A 17,911-nucleotide genomic window follows, 5' to 3' on the forward strand; every position below is an offset into this window, starting at 1 on the left:
GATATATCATCATTCAAACACTCACCGCGGCGCACTTTGATCACTCCCTTGCAGGGCGGAGTTACTCAAACTCGACTCCAAGCTTTCCAGCAACCGACCGCAAATCTTCTTCAACGCCATAAGCTACTGTCAACTTGCCTTTTTCCATTGAACCGACGATTTTAACCTTAAGGTTCAGCAGGTCGGAAAGCGCGGCCTGGAGATCAAGCAAACGCGGCTCCAGGGGCTTGGATGGGGTCTTGACACTCCCCGAACCGGATGGAACGCCTATTTCGTCGGCACCGGGCAGACGGCCGTTCTGCTTGTAGAACGTTGCCTGGGCTTCAGCCTGACGAACCGTAAGGCCGTTTTCGGCAATGCGTCTGTGGAGTTGTTCCTGTGCTTCGGCATCCTTGATGGACATAATGGCCCGTCCATGGCCAGCGGAAAGGGTGTTTTGCTGGATATCCGTTTGCACGACTTCGGGCAGATTGAGGAGGCGCAGGGAGTTTGCCACGGCGGATCGGCTCTTACCAACCTGCCTTGCCAACTCTTCCTGGCTTAAACCGAATTCCTGCTGCAACTGCTGGTAGCCCAGAGCCTCTTCTATGGCATTCAGGTCCTCGCGTTGCAGGTTTTCTATCAGAGCAATGGCCAGGCTTTCCTGGTCGGTCATCTCGCGAACCAGGGTGGGAATTTCAGTCAGCTCAGCCTTCTTGGAAGCCCGCAACCGACGCTCTCCCGCCACCAATTCATACTTGTCACCGCCAAGAGGGCGGACAAGAACCGGTTGCAGTACGCCCCGAGTGCGTATGGATGCGGCCAGATCATTCAGTCCTTCCTCGGAAAACTCACGGCGGGGCTGATGCGGATTGGGCACTATGGCACCCACGGGTATCATGCGCACCTCGGCTGCGTCAGAGGTCACCTTTTCATCCTGGCGCACGCCTCCGAGCAGCGCATCAAGACCTCTGCCCAAACCCCTATTACTTGATGTCATGAACATCTCTCCTAGTGCTTGAAATTTCACCCTTGCTCAATGAGCCTCAAGTGCCTATAAACCCCGAAGACAAGCGAAACCCATCGGAGTTATTATGTCTGATCATATCAACGAACTTTTTGACAAGAACGGCAACCTCATCGGCGCTCTGCTTACGGCCCAGGCGTGGACAGCCGTCCGCGATCAGGTCCTGAAAACCCTCGGGGTGCAGGAGCAACCCGCTGAACCGACTTTTTCGGAACCCCTTTCGGACTGGGCCACGCTCCAGGAGTACTGGGACTTCCCGTACCCCGTGGACACCGACGTCTCCTGCGAACATTGCGGCAACAACACCCAAGATTGGGCTCAAGATGAGCCGCGCCTTTTCCGGCTGACCAGCGCCAATCTGGCCGGACTGGTCGCCTTCAAGTGCATGAATTGCCAATCCAAGATTGTCAAAAAACACTTCAAGGACAAAATCTCCACCGAGTGCACTCCCTACCGTGATTCCAAGATCACCAACAAGGAAGGGCGGTACTGATCACCGCTTTCTCATACCGCCGCCCGTGGCAACCATGCCCGGGCGGGCTTGTCAAAGAACGTTCTCAGCCCCTGGCAGTAGTGCTTTTTGCCACTTCCTGCGCCAGGGCGAGATAGGCCTCCGCACCCTTTGATTTGATATCATAGTTGATCACCGGCTTACCAAAGCTCGGAGCCTCCGAAAGACGGACATTCCGCGGAATGATCGTGTCGAACAGGTGCTGCGGGAAGGCTTTGCGAACTTCATTCTTCACCTGCCAGGACAGCCGGTTTCTGGAATCATACATCGTCAGGACCACGCCAAGGATATCCAAGTCCGTGTTGAGGCGCTTGCGGACCAGTTCGTAGGTCATCAAGAGCTGCGCAATGCCCTCCAATGCGTAATACTCGCACTGAAGCGGCACCAACAACTCTGTGGCCGCACACAGTGCGTTGACCGTGAGCAGGCCCAGGGAAGGCGGGCAGTCGATGAGGATAAAGTCGTATTCGGCATCCACTTGATCAATCAGATCGCGCAGATAGTATTCCCGCCCGAACTTATCCACCAATTCGATTTCAGCCCCGACCAGATCTTGTGTTCCGGGCAGAATATCCAGGAAGGGAATCCCCGTTGAGAGGATCGCCTTGTGGACATTCTTGGGCTCAAACAGGACCGTATAGATGTTCTCCCTCTTGTCGGCAGGGTAGAAACCCAACCCGCTGGAGGCATTTCCCTGGGGGTCGCAATCCACCAGGAGCACCTTTTTTTCCATTACGGCCAATGCGGCCGACAAGTTGACCGAAGTCGTCGTCTTGCCGACCCCGCCCTTTTGATTCGCTACAACGATTCTTCTTGCCACAAAACCCTCGCTTTGATGCTGCAATTTGATGCTTCCGAGGCCCTGCCGCCTGTTTCACGTGAAACATTCCGACCCAAGCAGCGTTTGTTTCACGTGAAACAGTCCTCTCTCGGGTTCACTTGTCCTAAAATGAATGAAAAACAAAGGCAAGCAGTGTTCGCTTAAAAAGCGTAAAATCACAAAAAAAAGGGGCGGCCAAAGCCGCCCCTGAGTTCTTTGAGTGCTCATTGCTCTACTTGCTGTAGTACTCACGATACCATTCAACAAACTTGCGTATGCCTACCTCGATGGTCGTATTCGGCTTGAATCCAACGTCTCTGACCAGATCCGAAACATCGGCTTCGGTCGCAGGGACATCGCCGTCCTGCATAGGCATATAGTTGTATATCGCTTTTTTGCCGACCACCTCTTCAATTACCTCAATGTACCTGGACAGCTCAACAACGGAGTTGTTGCCGATGTTGTACACGCGGTAGGGGACCGAGCTCGTGCAGGGGTCGGGGTTGTTCCCATCCCATTGCTCGTTGGGGGTTGCCGTGTTTCTCAGGACGCGGACAACGCCTTCCACGATATCATCGATATAGGTAAAGTCGCGACGCATTTTGCCGTAATTAAAGACATCGATGGGCTTCTCTTCCAAGATGTTCTTGGTGAAAAGGAACAGGGCCATGTCCGGACGGCCCCAGGGACCGTACACGGTGAAGAACCTCAACCCCGTGGTGGGTAGGTCGTAGAGGTTTGAATAGGAATGCGCCATCATCTCGTTGGCCTTTTTGGTGGCGGCGTACAAGCTCATGGGATGATCAACCCCTTCATGGGGGTTGAGCGGCATATTGGTGTTCATGCCATAGACGGAACTGCTTGACGCATAGACCAGATGCTCCACCTTGTTGTGCCGGCATCCTTCCAAAATATTCAAAAACCCAACGACATTGGAATCAATGTAAGACTTGGGGTTCTCAATGGAATAACGAACTCCAGCCTGAGCAGCCAAGTTGACGACATGGGTGAACTTTTCCTGAGCAAAAAGATCGCTCATGGGCTGATCATCCTGAAGACTGATGTTCACATGCTTGAATACGGGGCTTTCCTCCAGAATCTTGAGGCGCGCTTTTTTCAAGTTCACGTCATAATAGTCGTTGAGATTGTCCAGGCCGACAACTTCAACCCCTTCATCAATGAGACGCTTAGAGAGATTGAAACCAATAAACCCGGCTGCGCCGGTAACAAGTACTTTCATATTATAGTATCCTCGGGCTCGGCCTCGCGCCAAGACTGCGTTTGGAGCCACCCTTGTCCGGGCGTACTCGTCTCTAGGAATCATGTGTTGAATTAGTGATGCACAAAGCACATACTCTAGACCATGCCACGAGGGCAAGTTTGCAATGCTCTATTTCTGACACAGACAAATGTCATATCCATGTTGACTGGTGATCTTGACTAACACAGACTGGCAGAAACCCATAAAGCCTCCAAAAAATCATTGCATCTCGTGATAAAACTGTTGTTTCCCAACGGTTTTCCGAGGTCGTTCCCATATTTGGCTCGTCCCTGTTTTTTTGACAAAAAGGGATGTCTACTTCGGTGAAACAGGGTTTTGGCGTTAGATTGAAAATATGAGCCAAATTCGGGATTCAGGGCTTTTTGGGGCTGCTTCAAAACCTTATGTTGGCTATCGAATCCACGGACATCTGCTGTTCATGCGGCAAAAGGGTCATGAGCCGGGTCAGCGGCGGTAGCTTGTGTACAATGACGTGTTCAAGCAGGTACGTTTCAAGCCGGATGTCTGCATCTGGCAAAATCACCTTCACGGCCTCGTCACCGAAACATACGATGCGGGGAGTGCGCCACAACTCCCACCCACGCCAAAACATCTGGGTGTCGGGTTGAAGGCTTCCGCCAGCCAAAGCCGCCACGGGCCAGAAGTTGATGGTCCCGGCAGGCCATTTGAGATGAGCTTGAAGATTCTTGAGAACAGAGCTCCGCCTTGGATCGGATTGTCCACCCAGATCGAGTCCCAGCTCCATGTAGGTCCACACGACTTTAGGTTCTGGTTTTGTGAACCTGAGAAAGGAAGCCCAGGGTTGTGGGAAATCCTGAACAGGCGGAGAGGAAGGCGGGGCGGATTGCGATTGCGGAGGTCTCAGTGGCTGCCGTTGTTCAACTCCGGTAGCAGGCGGCTGAGGAGCGGCCTGACCCTGGTTCTGACTTGTGTGGGAAGCAAGAGAGGAAGGATGCTCCTCAACAGCCAACCCGCCGGGCCTGTAGACGAACTGCAGCCCGGACTCAAGCCAGGGCCTCAGGCTCTCGCATACTTTCAGTCGAGCAGAAGGTGATCCCATAATCTCCACGCAACTTCGGTTTTGGGCAATTGCGGCCATACTTCTTTTCGTCCCTGCTTATCCAGAACGAACATCTGATTAGTGGGTACGCCGAACCCGCTTCCTGGCTTGGATATGTCATTGGCCGCAATCAGATCTAGATTCTTGCTCTCAAGCTTTCTCAAAGCTTCGTCACGAAGATTTTCGGTCTCAGCGGCAAACCCGATCAGCTTTTGGCTATCGGTCTTAAGCGATCCCAGGTGCTTCAGGATATCCTGATTGGTTTCGAACTCAACCGTAATACCGGCACCGGCTGAAGTGGTTTTCTTGAATTTGGCATTGCCGAACGGAACCGGCCGGTAGTCGGCAACCGCCGCTGTAAGACAACCCATGTCCATGCCGGGCCAGAGTTCTGCGCAGGCCTCGAACATCTGGCGGGCGGTCTGGACCGAGACAACCGATATGGCCGAAGGAAAAGTCAGGGCGGTAGGTCCTGCCACCACGGTAACGTTTGCTCCGCGCAAATATGCGGCCATGGCCATGCACGCTCCCATGGTGCCGCTGGACGGATTGGACCAGAACCGGACTGCATCCCAAGGCTCTCGAGTCGGCCCCAGGGTCACGAGAACGTTTCTGCCGGCGAGATCCTGCGGGGATATTGCCTTGAGTGTGGCCGTGAGGATTTCTTCCATGGGTGCCAGGCGGCCTGTACCGGTATCGCCACAGGCAACGGCACCGGAATCCGGGGCTATGCGGATATACCCGAGCTCGTCGAGAAGGGCCCAATTCCGCTGGGTGGCGGGTGCATTCCACATGCGCGGATTCATGGCCGGGGCCACCAGCTTGGGGCCGGGAAAGGCCAGGGCCTGGCAGGAGAGCATATCGTCCGCCATGCCGAATGCGAGCCTGGCCATGGTGCTGGCCGAGGCAGGCGCTATGAGCATGACGTCTGCGGCCTGACCGGGTTCGAGGTGGCCGAATGCAGTGTCTGCTCCGGGCGTATCTGCGAACATGTCCGTATAGACGGGAGCGGCGCCCAATGCCTCAAAAGAAAGCGGCTGTATGAAACGGGTGCAAGACTCTGTCAAAGTGGTCGACACTATGCAGTCAGCCTCCTGTAACGCACGCATGAGATCAAGTGCCTTGTATGCGGCAATGGACCCGGAAACGCCCAGGTGGACGCGCTTGCCCATAAACCCGGCAAAGGCATAGTGAGGTTGCATTTACTTGCTCTTGACTCCGCTGGCATCCTTTACCTCAACGGCGAATATCGTCGTGGTGGCAGAGGCGAAAGCGTCATCGATCTGAATCACGCAACTCTTATTGAATTTCTCGAAATTCATAATGTGAATGGAACTGGCCTTGTTGCTGGAAATCAGGGTCCAGTTGTCCTTGGTCATGTTGTTGATGAAATACTGGACCAATTCCAGGATTTCGACACGGCCCTTGAACTTCATTATGGAAGCACGAAACTTGGCGTTATCCAGTTTGTAGGAACCGTCATTCACATAATCGATTTCCTTGGGAATCATGATATCGTCGAAATCCAGATAGTAATCCGGTTCCTGATATTGAGCCTCGGGAGACTGGCCCGTATTATTTTGGGAAGAACCGGTTCTGGTGGTGGTGCAGGCCGCCAACATGCCTACAAGAATCAGCGCAAAAATGCATTGAGTGAAAAACCGCATGGTTTCCTCCAAAGTCTATCGTATGCAATAAATACGGTGCTGTTTACTCAGCCGACACCTTGAGTCGGTCGATTTTTTCCTGGAGATATTTCTCCATATCACGTCTGTCCTTGCGCAGCCTGACAAGTTCGCTTTCGAGAATCTGAAGCTTCGCCTTGATGTCCGAAGTGTCAAAAGTGAGCTTGAGGGCCATTTCCTCGATCTCGGCATCTTTTTCCTCAAGAGCCTTGGTCTGCATGAGAAAGTCATCCGGCAGTGCCAGGGACAAATCCGGGAGTTGTTTCATCCTCTTCTGACTTCTCGCAAGAAGCACAAAGGCCGTTTTCAACTTTCGAATGTCTTCCTGCTGATTATCAATGATGTTCTTTTGGTTGGACATCACTTCCATGCAGGCTGTCACCCGTGCAAGGACATCATTGAATGTGGATGCAAGCTCAGCATATCCCTCGGTTTGAGGGGCAGGGGTGTTTGACCTGTGGTCGATCTCTATGGTTCGGGAGAATTCACTGTGTAATCTTTCATCGATTTCACTGGTCACCAAACCCTCACCATACAAACGGGAAATCCGCTCGAAGACCACCAGGGAATCATCGGGATATTTGGTGACGCGTCCCATTTTGCGGCCCCCGAGAAAATCCTTGAACAGGGCAGCATACCGACGCGCGGTCGGTGCGGGAATACGAGTGAGTTTGGCTATCTCAGCCACGGAAAGCCAATTCATGTATATGAAATACCACGAATACGGCCAATATCAAGCCCCTAGCTGAAATTGAACGAGAAACCTCATATCTAGCTGATTTTATTAAATAAGAAAATGATTCCGTTGAAATTGCTGGTGTTGTACAACCTAACCTGCCTAAACAATCGGATATATATTAATGGAAATACCTCAAGATTACCTCCTTTCGAATTACAATTTCGAATTGCCTGAAGACAGAATTGCCCAACAGCCCGCAGACCGTCGGGACGGATCAAAACTCCTTGTGCTTGGTCGTGATGATGGAAATCTGACCGAAGCGGCATTCACCGACTTGCTCGACTTTCTGCCGGACAACGCCTTGCTCGTTGCCAACAATTCCCGAGTCATTCCCGCCCGCATCTTCGGCGCCAAGGCCACGGGCGGACAGGTGGAATTCCTGCTGCTCACCCCGTTGCCGTTGATAAACGCGGAGAAAAAGGGAGAATGGAACCATGCCCGGGCGGAAGGGTTGCTCCGCGCATCCAAGGGCCCCAAGCCGGGCGCAACGGTCTCCTTTGGCGAAGATTTCCGTTTGACCGCAGAGGCAGCCGGTGAATTCGGCCGGTGGCAGGTTCAGCTTCAGTGGCAGGGTGATCTCAAGTCGATTTTCGACAGGTTGGGACACCTGCCGCTACCACCCTATATCAAACGTCCAGACAATGATGCCGACCGGGAACGGTATCAGACAACCTACTCGGATGCATCCAAGACCGGCTCCGTGGCTGCACCCACCGCCGGGCTGCATTTCACGCCCGAACTGCGCCAACGTCTTGCGGACAGGGGTATCGAGTGGGCCGAGGTGACCCTGTACGTGGGCTACGGCACCTTCAGCCCGGTGCGCTGCGCGGATATCCGGGAACACAGGATGCATGCCGAGTATATCGAAGTGCCTGAAGAAACAGCTTCAGCGGTCCGCAGGGCAAAATCCGAGGGCAGGCCGGTCATTGCAGTGGGCACCACCAGTGCCCGTACCCTGGAAGGCATGTTCAAGGAATCAGAAGAAATCTCTAAATTCCAGGGAGAAACGAATATATTCATCTCTCCTGGCTATGAATTCAAGGTCATTGACGGAATTTTGACAAACTTCCATTTGCCAGAATCGTCGCTGATCATTATGATCTCGGCTCTTGCTGGAAGAAAAACCATTCTGAACGCGTATGCATACGCTCTGAACAACAGTTTTCGTTTTTTCTCCTATGGTGATGCGATGCTCATTGTTTAAACGCGGTAACCTTTTACTATTACTAACAGAACTGGAGTAATACATGTCTCGAATCGAGGTCCGGGAAGATCGGTGCAAAGGGTGCCTGCTCTGTACCACCGTCTGTCCCGTTGACATCATCGTCCAGTCTGACCGGTTTAACGTCAGCGGCTACAAGGTCGCCGAGGTACCCGAGGCCGACGCGGACAAATGTACCGGCTGCGCATCCTGCGCCCAGATATGCCCGGATGTGGCGATCACTGTGTACAGGACCCCCAAAAAGAAGGGGGATAAATAGCATGACCAAGAAAGCAGAACGTATTTTCGTCAAAGGCAACGAAGCCATCGCCCGAGGCGCATTGGCCGCCAAGTGCAAGTGTTTCTTCGGCTACCCGATCACACCCCAAAACGATATCCCGGAATTCATGTCCTCGGAGATGATCAAGGCAGGTGGAGATTTCGTGCAGGCCGAATCCGAAGTGGCCGCTGCCAACATGCTGCTCGGCGCCGGAGCTTCCGGTGTCCGTGCCATGACATCTTCATCCTCGCCCGGCATGTCCCTGAAACAGGAAGCCATCTCCTACATGGCCGGGTCCGAAATTCCGGCGGTCATCGTGAACATGAACCGCGGCGGACCGGGTCTTGGCGACATCGGCCCGGCCCAGGGTGACTACTACCAGTCCACCAGAGGCGGCGGCCACGGCGATTACCGGCATTTCACCTTCGGTCCGGGTACGGTCCAGGAAGCCTACGACCTGACCATCCGTGCCTTTGACATCGCCTTTGAGCACCGCACCCCGGTCCTCATCCTGGGCGACGCCATTCTTGGCCAGATGAAAGAACCCATCACCCCATGGGAACCGGAAGACGTGGACGAAGAGGCTGGCCGCGACTGGGCCATCACCGGCAAGACCGCAGACCGCGAAAAGCGCCTCGTCAAATCGCTCTTCCTCCAGGAAGGCGAGTTGGCTGAGCAAAACAAGCATCTCCAGGCAAAATACGACAGTTGGATTGATCTGGCCGAAGCCGAACAGTTCGAGACCGAGGACGCGGAGCTTGTTATCTGCGCCTACGGTTCCATTGGCCGTATCGCCAAATCCGCGGTGCGCAAATTCCGCAAGCAAGGCAAGAAGGTCGGCCTGTTCCGGCCCATCACCCTCTATCCCTATCCTTCTGCCGAACTCAAGGCCCTGGCCGAACAGGGCAAGCGGTTCCTGACCATCGAACACAACCTGGGCCAGATGCTCGACGACGTCCGTCTCGCCATCCGCACCATAGCCGACTCGGACTTCTATCCCATCTATCCCGGCAACCTGCCCACCCCGGACGAACTCGAGGAACCGATCCTCAAATGCCTGGAGGGTAAATAAATGTCCGACATGAATGAAAAACTCGTATTCGACAGACCGGAAAGCATCATTGACAGACCTACGCACTATTGCCCAGGCTGCCACCACGGCATCGCGCACCGGCTCGTCGGCGAACTGATCGATGAAATGAATCTGGCGGAAAAGACCCTCATGACCGCCTCCATCGGCTGTTCGGTCTTCATCTACAACTATCTCAACGTGGACGCTGTGGAGGCACCGCATGGCCGCGCGCCTGCCGTGGCCACCGGTGTCAAACGCTCCCGGCCCGATAACTTTGTCTTCACCTACCAGGGCGACGGCGATCTTGCCTCCATCGGCATGGCCGAGATCATGCACGCCGCCAACCGGGGTGAAAAAATCAGCGTGGTCTTCATCAACAACACGGTGTACGGCATGACCGGCGGCCAGATGGCCCCGACCACCCTCATCGGCCAGATGACCACCACCACACCCGGCGGACGCTGTCAGACCCATGAAGGTTCGCCCATCCGCATGACCGAAATCATCGCCTCCCTGGGTGGCGTGGCCTTTGCCGCACGCGGCTCACTAGACAGTGTCGCCAACATCCGCAAGGCCAAAAAATACCTGAAGAAAGCCTTCGAGTTCCAGGTCAACGGCACCGGATTCGGGTTCGTCGAGCTGCTCTCGGGCTGCCCGACCAACTGGAAGATGACCCCGCTCCAGGCCAATGAGCGCATCCAGAAGGAAATGATCCCCTACTTCCCGCTCGGCATCTTCAAGGATGTGTCGGAAGAAGGAGGTATCTGCTAATGCGCTACATCGATTCCATCATCGCGGGCTTCGGCGGCCAGGGCGTCATGCTCATAGGCAACCTCCTGGCCTACGCAGGCATGAAGGACGGCCTGAACGTCACCTATATCCCGGTCTACGGCCCGGAGATGCGCGGCGGTACCGCCAACTGCACCGTGGTCCTGTCCGAAGAAGACATCGGGTCCCCGATCATCCACAGGCCCAAATCCCTGATCGCCATGAACCGCCCGTCCGTCGACAAATTCCAGGAACGCGTTGAAGACGGCGGCATCCATATCATCAACTCCTCGCTCATCGACATGGAGTTGGCCGATACCGACCGCCTGAAGTGCTACGGCGTGCCCTGCAACGACATCGCCGACGAGTTGGGCAACACCCGCATGGCCAACATGGTCGCCATCGGCGCGTTCGTACAGGCCTCCGGCATCGTCCCGCTTGACGCTGTCATCGGCTCCCTGGAGAACGTCATCTCCGCGCGCTACCACAAGCTCATCCCGGCCAACACCAAGGCCATCCAGGCAGGCGCGAAACACGTCGGCTAGATTGAGTACAATAAATGAAAATGGTCCCTGTCAGTTTATGACAGGGACCATTTTTTTTAGTGCCTCCGGCGGCTGGGGGGAAGGGAGAGAAAACCTTTTTCAAAAGGTCTTCTCTCCCTTCCCCCCAGCCCTCTTTTTCCAAAACTTGTTATCGCCAATTGACATGGTAACATGATAACTTTTCGTTTGAATTTACTGCTTGGGTAACAACAATAATAAAACCGTACAAATCTACCATTACATCCATACAAACCAAAAAAAGCCCTGACCAGGGCTACTCAACCAAAATCGTATCCCTTGCCGAAGGCACATGAAAAGTTTGGAAGGGGGAGTCCAGAGGGGGAAACTTTTTCAAAAGTTTCCCCCTCTGGCCGCCGGAGGCAAATCTTAAAAACTCGGGATGTCGTCCTGTTTCTCGGTCAGCAGGAATTCGCCCTTTTCAATCCAATCCTTGAGTTTGTCGGCCACTTCGAGGGACATGGAATAACTGGTCACCGGGACCGTTTCGGTCTTTTTGCCGTTGACCGTGATCTCGCCGCTGCGCAGTTCCTCAAAGGTCACCCGGGCCAGTTCACGCGATATGCCGTTGGGGTAGTCGTAGCCGTAATCCTTGACCGGCATGGTGATGTCGGCATCTGAAACCCCGGTGAACCAGGCCATTTCCTCGTTGAGCATGGGAATGGGGATGCCCACACCCACGGCCAGGGACACGCCGTAGCCCACAAGGGATTGACCACGCACATACCGGGCGTCCATCTTCTTGAAATCGCCCTTGAGCATCAGGGTGCCGGAACCGTTCTCCGGGATGCCGCGATCATTGCGCTTGGGTTTTTGCACGTGCTGAGTGCCTTCACCGATGACATAACCGATACCGCCCCCAAGGAAGATGCGCGTGCCCATCCCGATGGTCTTGTAGTACGGGTCATTGAACGCAGGGGAGAGGTGCCCGGCCGTGGCGTAGTTCACGTTGGAACAGTTGGCCTTGAGCGGTCCCATGTAGGTATAGATGGTGCGGCTGGTCAGGTTCACGGCCGCATTGTAATTCTGATAGCAGTTACGCGGGTTGAGCATGATCGCATTGGGCAGGTCGGCCAGGGTGACGTCCTTGTCCAGAGTACGACGAGGATAGCAATCGGTTCCGTAAGCCTCGGCCCGCAGGTGCACGGCCTTGCCCCGGAGCAGATCCTCCATGACGTGCCCTCCGCCATACGCAAAACGGCCCGGGTGCACCTTGTTGAGGGGATCGTCCTCGGAAGGTTCTGTGCACCCCAAATACGCGTCTACAGCGGCAATGCCGGAGTAGCAGGGGACGTTGTTCAGCCACAGCTTGGAAACCTTCATCACCGGAGGCTGCTGCCCTATATTGAAAAGCAGGCCCGAGGAGCACATGGGCGAAAACGTTCCCGTGGTGACGACGTCCACCTCCTGAGCCGCTTTGACCTTGCCCTCTTTCCTGACGATGGCGATCATTTCCTCGGCGTTGACCACCACGGCCTTGCCTTTGCGGATGCGTTCGTTGATCTCCTTGACCGTCTTGTTCACTTTGAATTCTGCCATGTGTATCCGCCTCCGAACCCATCAGCCAAAGCCAAGGGGTGGAATTTTTTGTTCTTGAATTACAATTCTTGTAATCCAATTTCGCGCAGAGGAAAACCAAGTTGTTGAACGTAATTTTGATCCTCTGCTTATGACTCACTCACCAGGAAAAAATGCCTTTCCTTCACTTGTTTTCAACAGGTATTGAAAAAGGGTTTTTCAGCCGGCTTGAAACAGGGTGCTCAGCTATTTAATTTCTCGGAAATGCTTGGCTTTATGGCCATAATAAGGTATAAAATCAAATGTATTTAGGGAGATTATTTAGACTTGGTTTTTGGTTTTTTATCTCCAATAAATCCGAACAATTATAAACAACAAAGCCACACCGTGAAAGAATCCCTTCGCAAACATCTCCTTCAGACCAGTTCGGATGAGGAACTCAAGCGCTGGTTCGATCCTTTGCAGTTCGATTACTCTGAGGAAAACAAGCGTCTGACCGTGGGTTTTCCCCATACGTTTTTTGCCAAGTGGTTCGAGTCTGACATTCAGGATAAATTCGAGGCCCAGTTGAATATGTTCCTGGGTAACGGCTATCTGGTAAGCTACAAGAATGACGAAAACAAGGAGCGGGCAAAAGGTGTCCAGGTGTCGGACGTTGTCAAACGCATCGACTTTCCCTTTGGTCAGGAATTCACCTTTGACACTTTTTTGATCAACAAAAAAAATTACTTTCCCATCGCCTCAGCCAAGGAAGTGGCCAAACAGACCGGTTCTCTGTTCAACCCGTTCATCATCTGCGGCCCTGGCGGCTCGGGCAAGACACATCTGCTCAAATCCGTGGGCAACGAGATCAGCAAGAAACATGACTATTCCACTGTGTTCATGGGCTCCATGGACGAGTTGAATTCCATCTATTCCATCCGGTTCAAAGGCGACCCTTTCAAAGCGCGCAACTATCTGTTCGAATATGATTTCCTGTTTATCGACGATTTCCACAAGATCAAGGAACACCCGCATTTCCAACAGGAACTGGTGAATATATTCAATCACTTCTACGACAACAAGAAACAGATGGTTCTGGCCTGTCGCGAAAAAGTGACCAGTTATGATTTTCTGGACGACAATCTCCAATCACGTTTGGGTTGGGGCTTGATCGTCACTCTCAAGGAGCCTGATCTGGAAATCCGGGTGGGCTATATCCAGCGCCAAGCACGGGCCAAACGCCTCTCGCTGGGCAAGGAACAGATTCTGACCTTGGCTCAGCGGTTCAAGGATTTCCGCTATCTCCAGGGTATCCTGCTCAAGTTGTTCGCCTTCAAGGAGCTGGTCAAGCAGGATCTGTCCCAAAAGGACTTCGAACATATTCTGGCCAACACCGAGGAAAAGACCACGGACGATCTGACACCAAAAAAAATTCTCAGCGTGGTGTCCGAGCATTTCAACATCCACGTAAAGGATTTGACCGGCACCAAGCGGCACCAGCACATTGCCCAGGCCAGACAGGTGGCCATGTACCTGTGTCGTCAGATGTTGAACACCTCCTATCCGGCCCTGGGTCGGGCCTTTGGTGGCAAGGATCACTCCACGGTCTTGTACTCAGTTAAAAAAATCGATCAATTACAGGAAGATGACTTTGAATTGAAACAACTGTTGAAAACGTTGAAGAATAAATGTCGCATATCTTGATGTTTGGAAGAAAGGGTTGTTTTACGCAGATTTGGTTCCAAACTCATGACAATTCATGTGCACAAAATAGTAATCGATTCCATGGCCTTACATCGAAAAGGAACAAAGGAACCGAGGTAATAAATCTCAATCAAGGAGATATTTTTTATGTTTCTGAAAGTGAACAGAGATGAAATCATTGAAGGGCTCCAGAAGTCGGCGAACATCATCCCGGCCAAAACTGGTGCCGCATTTCTGAGAACCATCTGGTTGCAGTGCGAGAACGGATGCCTCAATATCATGAGCACTGATTCCAACCTGGAGTTCATGGGTTCCTATCCGGCCACGCTGGAAGGCGAAGGCCTTGCCGGCGTTCAAGGCCGTGCATTTTATGATTTGGTGAAACAGTTGCGTTCCGGCCAGGGAGAACTGACCATCAGGACCGATGAGGCCAATCAGAATGTCCTGGTGGAACAAAAGGCCAGGAAATACAAATTCCCGGTCAATGATCCCGAGTGGTTCCAGAAGTTCTCCACCTTCCCTGAAAATGGAACCGTGTTCTGGTCCGGGGATTTCCTGCATGAAATCATCGACAAGATCGCCTTCTGCATTTCAGACGAAGATTCCATGGAGGCGATTGCCTGCATATATTTGGTGCCGCGTCAGAAATTGGGTGTCAACACGGTGGAAGTCTGCGGTCTCAATGGCCATCAGTTCTCCATGTTCAATTTCATCAACGACGATATTTTTGCCATGCTCCCGGAAGAGGGGGTGCTCATTCAGAAGAAGTATTTGATCGAGCTTAAGAAATGGCTCACCGCTGATGAAATCGAACTGGCCATTTCGGACAAGCGACTCTTTTTCCGCACCGGAGACAAGCGCGAGACCTTCACGCTGCCATTGTCCTATTATCAATACCCCAATTATCATAATTTCCTTGCAAAATTAGGTGACGATGACACTTCCACTCTGGAAGTGAGCCGGTTGGATCTGGTGGACGCCCTGTCCCGTGTGGCCCTGTTCAACACGGATTCCAACCGTTGCGCCTATTTTTCCTTTGCCGGGAACGAGGTGACGGTATCGGCTCAAGGTCAGGAAACCGGTACGGCACGGGAGTCCATTGACGCTACCTTCAATGGCGACATGAGCCGCATTGCCTTTCCTACAAGAAACCTGATCGAGATACTCAACCATTTCAATTCCGACACCGTGAAGTTCACGCTTACCGGCACCGAGGCTCCCTGCGGCCTGACCGGCGCGGACGACAAGGATTATCAGGTGATCGTCATGCCCATGATGATCCAGGAAGAGACTTACTATACCGAGGAAAACGCATAAATGAGCGAAAAAACTTACAATGCCGAATCAATAACCGTACTTGAGGGGCTCGAGGCTGTTCGGAAACGTCCGGCCATGTACATCGGGTCCACGGATATTCGCGGCCTGCATCATCTGGTTTACGAAGTCATAGACAACTCCATTGACGAGGCCATGGCCGGGTATTGTGACAAGATCAAGGTCACCCTGCACATGGACAACTCCTGCACGGTCACGGACAACGGCCGAGGCATTCCGGTGGAAATCCACCAAAAAGAAGGTGTGCCTGCCGTCCAGTTAGCCATGACCACCCTGCACGCGGGTGGTAAGTTCGATAATGACTCTTACAAGGTATCCGGCGGTCTGCATGGCGTGGGTGTATCCTGCGTCAACGCCCTGTCCGAGTTCATGGAGACCACGGTCAAGCGTGACGGAAAGACGCACCGCATGAAATTCGAACGCGGCAACGTCGTGGTGGAATTGGAAGAAATCGGACCGGCAACGCAAACTGGTACCACCCAGCGTTTCAGGCCTGATGAAGAAATATTCGAGGTCAATCAATTCGATTACGATACGCTCAGAAAGCGTTTCAGGGAATTGGCCTATCTCAATTCCGGCCTTGAAATCGAGTTCAAGGACGAGCGTTCCGGAGAACAGGAAAGCGAAAAATTCAAGTTTGAAGGCGGTATTGTTCAGTATGTGAAGGATCTCAATTCCGGCCAGAGCACCATCGGTGAGATCGTGTATGGCGAAGGTGAATCCGAAAACATGATCGTCGAGTTCGCCTTGCAATACACCTCGGCGTACAAGGAAAACACCTTCACGTTCGCCAACAATATCCGCACCATCGAGGGCGGAACGCACCTGGCAGGCTACAAGACTGCGCTCACCCGTGCCATCAACAACTATGTTCAGAACGGCGATCTGCCGAAAAAGCTGATCAAGAAGTTGACCGGAGACGATGTCCGTGAAGGGCTGACCTCGGTCATTTCGGTCAAGCTGCCTGATCCGCAGTTCGAAGGCCAGACCAAGACCAAGCTCGGAAACTCGGAAGCCGCCGGTCTGGTGGCTGGTGTCATCTACGAAAAGCTGAACACCTTTTTTGAAGAGAATCCCAAGGAAGCGCGGTTCATTATCGAGAAAGTCGTGGATGCATCCGTTGCCAGAGAAGCGGCCCGCAAGGCGCGTGATCTGGTCCGGCGCAAGGGCGCTCTGTCGGACAACTCCTTGCCAGGCAAGCTGGCCGATTGTCAGTCCAAGAATCCGGAGGATTCCGAAATATTCATTGTTGAGGGTGATTCCGCAGGAGGCTCGGCCAAACAGGGCCGGGATCCGAAAACGCAGGCCATTCTCCCGTTGCGGGGCAAAATCCTCAATGTCGAGAAGACCCGCATGCACAAGATGCTCGGCAACAAGGAAATCCGTGCAATGATCACTGCACTGGGCATCGGTATCGGCATGGAAGAGGGCGAAAAGGATTTCGACAAGCTGCGCTATCACAAGGTCGTTATCATGACCGATGCCGACGTTGACGGTTCCCATATCCGTACCCTGCTCCTGACGTTCTTCTTCAGGCAGTACGAGGAGCTGATCAACCGCGGCAACCTGTATATCGCCCAGCCTCCGCTCTACCGCGCCCACAAGGGTAAATTCGAGCAGTTCATCAAGGATGACGTGGAGCTGGATAATTTCCTCATGGAAAAGGTCGGCACCGACGTGGCCATCAAGGCGCAATCCGGTGAACTGTTCATCGAAAAGAAACTCATTGATCTCATGGACCGTATCCGCTTCATGCGCACCCGGTTCAATGAGGCGGAAACAGTGGGCATCGAGTGTGCTTTGTATCAGGCGCTCATGGATTATCCCGAACGGATTTCCTTCACCCATTTTGAAGACCATGATCCCGAGGAATTCAAGAAATCCTTCGGTGAACAAGGTTTCAAGGTCATTATCGAAAGCGAACATGACTATGAGTTGGACAAAGACCGCACCTATGTGATCTTCGAGAACGGCAACGGCCATCGCATGCGCCTGGCCATGGAGTTCTTTTATTCAAAGCTCTACAAGAAGGGCTACACGACCTACGGCGAGATCAAGGAAGCCTGCGGCGGGTTCGACTTCACCCTGCAGCTCAAAGAGATGGAGAAGCCCGTTTCCGGTCTTTTCGCGCTCTATGACGGGGTCATGGAAGAAGCGCAGCGCGGCTGGCAGATCCAGCGCTACAAGGGTCTGGGTGAAATGAACCCGGATCAGTTGTGGGAAACCACCATGCGTCCGGACAAGCGGACCATGCTCCAGGTGAATATTGAGGATGCGGCCGCGGCCAATGACATCTTCATGGACCTCATGGGCGACAACGTGGAACCCCGCCGGCTGTTCATCGAGAAAAATGCACTGGCTGTGCAGGAACTGGATATTTAAGTT

The 17,911-nt window shown here is 53.3% G+C and carries 17 protein-coding genes; 9 read left to right on the plus strand and 8 right to left on the minus strand.

What is annotated here, in order from left to right; genetic code table 11:
• Positions 1–61: 61 nt before the first annotated feature.
• Positions 62–979: a ParB/RepB/Spo0J family partition protein gene (locus DWB63_RS11120; protein WP_128328913.1), complete on the minus strand. Its 918-nt coding sequence runs from the start codon at positions 977–979 to the stop codon at positions 62–64.
• Positions 980–1,073: 94 nt separating this feature from the next.
• Between DWB63_RS11120 and DWB63_RS11125 the strand changes: the two genes are divergently transcribed.
• Positions 1,074–1,499, plus strand: coding sequence for a hypothetical protein (locus DWB63_RS11125; RefSeq protein ID WP_128328914.1), 426 nt, complete (start codon positions 1,074–1,076; stop codon positions 1,497–1,499).
• Positions 1,500–1,563: 64 nt separating this feature from the next.
• Here DWB63_RS11125 and DWB63_RS11130 read toward each other — a convergent pair whose 3' ends face one another.
• The 6 genes from DWB63_RS11130 to DWB63_RS11155 form a co-directional block, all read right to left on the minus strand.
• Positions 1,564–2,337, minus strand: coding sequence for an AAA family ATPase (locus tag DWB63_RS11130; protein WP_128328915.1), 774 nt, complete (start codon positions 2,335–2,337; stop codon positions 1,564–1,566).
• A gap of 232 nt (positions 2,338–2,569) precedes the next feature.
• A complete protein-coding gene (locus DWB63_RS11135) occupies positions 2,570–3,577 on the minus strand; it encodes an NAD-dependent epimerase (RefSeq protein ID WP_128328916.1) in 1,008 nt (335 codons plus the stop codon).
• 415 nt (positions 3,578–3,992) lie between these two features.
• Positions 3,993–4,376, minus strand: coding sequence for a hypothetical protein (locus tag DWB63_RS11140; protein WP_128328917.1), 384 nt, complete (start codon positions 4,374–4,376; stop codon positions 3,993–3,995).
• A gap of 278 nt (positions 4,377–4,654) precedes the next feature.
• Positions 4,655–5,881 (minus strand): bifunctional phosphopantothenoylcysteine decarboxylase/phosphopantothenate--cysteine ligase CoaBC, encoded by a 1,227-nt coding sequence (gene coaBC, locus DWB63_RS11145; RefSeq protein WP_128328918.1) that lies wholly within the window; start codon positions 5,879–5,881, stop codon positions 4,655–4,657.
• Positions 5,882–6,346, minus strand: a complete 465-nt coding sequence (locus DWB63_RS11150; RefSeq protein WP_128328919.1) for a hypothetical protein — start codon at positions 6,344–6,346, stop codon at positions 5,882–5,884. It abuts the gene before it with no gap.
• 43 nt (positions 6,347–6,389) lie between these two features.
• Positions 6,390–7,067, minus strand: a complete 678-nt coding sequence (locus DWB63_RS11155) for a hypothetical protein (RefSeq protein WP_128328920.1) — start codon at positions 7,065–7,067, stop codon at positions 6,390–6,392.
• Positions 7,068–7,224: 157 nt separating this feature from the next.
• Here DWB63_RS11155 and queA point away from each other — a divergent pair, with 157 nt between their 5' ends.
• The 5 genes from queA to DWB63_RS11180 are packed head-to-tail and all read left to right on the plus strand — an operon-like array spanning position 7,225 to position 10,969.
• Complete coding sequence (queA, locus tag DWB63_RS11160) at positions 7,225–8,307, plus strand: tRNA preQ1(34) S-adenosylmethionine ribosyltransferase-isomerase QueA (protein ID WP_128328921.1); 1,083 nt, start codon at positions 7,225–7,227, stop codon at positions 8,305–8,307.
• A gap of 43 nt (positions 8,308–8,350) precedes the next feature.
• Positions 8,351–8,584, plus strand: coding sequence for a 4Fe-4S binding protein (locus tag DWB63_RS11165; RefSeq protein ID WP_128328922.1), 234 nt, complete (start codon positions 8,351–8,353; stop codon positions 8,582–8,584).
• A gap of 1 nt (position 8,585) precedes the next feature.
• Positions 8,586–9,656 (plus strand): 3-methyl-2-oxobutanoate dehydrogenase subunit VorB, encoded by a 1,071-nt coding sequence (locus tag DWB63_RS11170; protein WP_128328923.1) that lies wholly within the window; start codon positions 8,586–8,588, stop codon positions 9,654–9,656.
• Positions 9,657–10,427, plus strand: a complete 771-nt coding sequence (locus tag DWB63_RS11175) for a thiamine pyrophosphate-dependent enzyme (RefSeq protein WP_128328924.1) — start codon at positions 9,657–9,659, stop codon at positions 10,425–10,427. It begins immediately after the preceding gene.
• Positions 10,427–10,969: a 2-oxoacid:acceptor oxidoreductase family protein gene (locus DWB63_RS11180; protein ID WP_128328925.1), complete on the plus strand. Its 543-nt coding sequence runs from the start codon at positions 10,427–10,429 to the stop codon at positions 10,967–10,969. Before DWB63_RS11175 ends, DWB63_RS11180 begins: the two co-directional genes overlap by 1 nt.
• A gap of 387 nt (positions 10,970–11,356) precedes the next feature.
• Here the strand turns inward: DWB63_RS11180 and DWB63_RS11185 are convergent, their stop codons facing one another.
• Positions 11,357–12,526 (minus strand): homocysteine biosynthesis protein, encoded by a 1,170-nt coding sequence (locus DWB63_RS11185; RefSeq protein WP_128328926.1) that lies wholly within the window; start codon positions 12,524–12,526, stop codon positions 11,357–11,359.
• Between the two features lie 366 nt (positions 12,527–12,892).
• On the opposite strand from DWB63_RS11185, the gene DWB63_RS11190 reads away from it, so the two are divergent.
• From DWB63_RS11190 to gyrB, 3 genes are all read left to right on the plus strand, one after another.
• Complete coding sequence (locus tag DWB63_RS11190; protein ID WP_128328927.1) at positions 12,893–14,191, plus strand: DnaA/Hda family protein; 1,299 nt, start codon at positions 12,893–12,895, stop codon at positions 14,189–14,191.
• A gap of 147 nt (positions 14,192–14,338) precedes the next feature.
• Entirely contained in the window at positions 14,339–15,508 is a 1,170-nt protein-coding gene (gene dnaN / locus DWB63_RS11195; RefSeq protein WP_128328928.1) for a DNA polymerase III subunit beta, read from the plus strand.
• Complete coding sequence (gene gyrB / locus DWB63_RS11200; protein ID WP_128328929.1) at positions 15,509–17,908, plus strand: DNA topoisomerase (ATP-hydrolyzing) subunit B; 2,400 nt, start codon at positions 15,509–15,511, stop codon at positions 17,906–17,908.
• The last annotated feature ends 3 nt before the right edge of the window (positions 17,909–17,911 follow it).

The sequence above is a fragment of the Pseudodesulfovibrio sp. S3 genome (assembly GCF_004025585.1).
Classification (GTDB): domain Bacteria; phylum Desulfobacterota; class Desulfovibrionia; order Desulfovibrionales; family Desulfovibrionaceae; genus Pseudodesulfovibrio.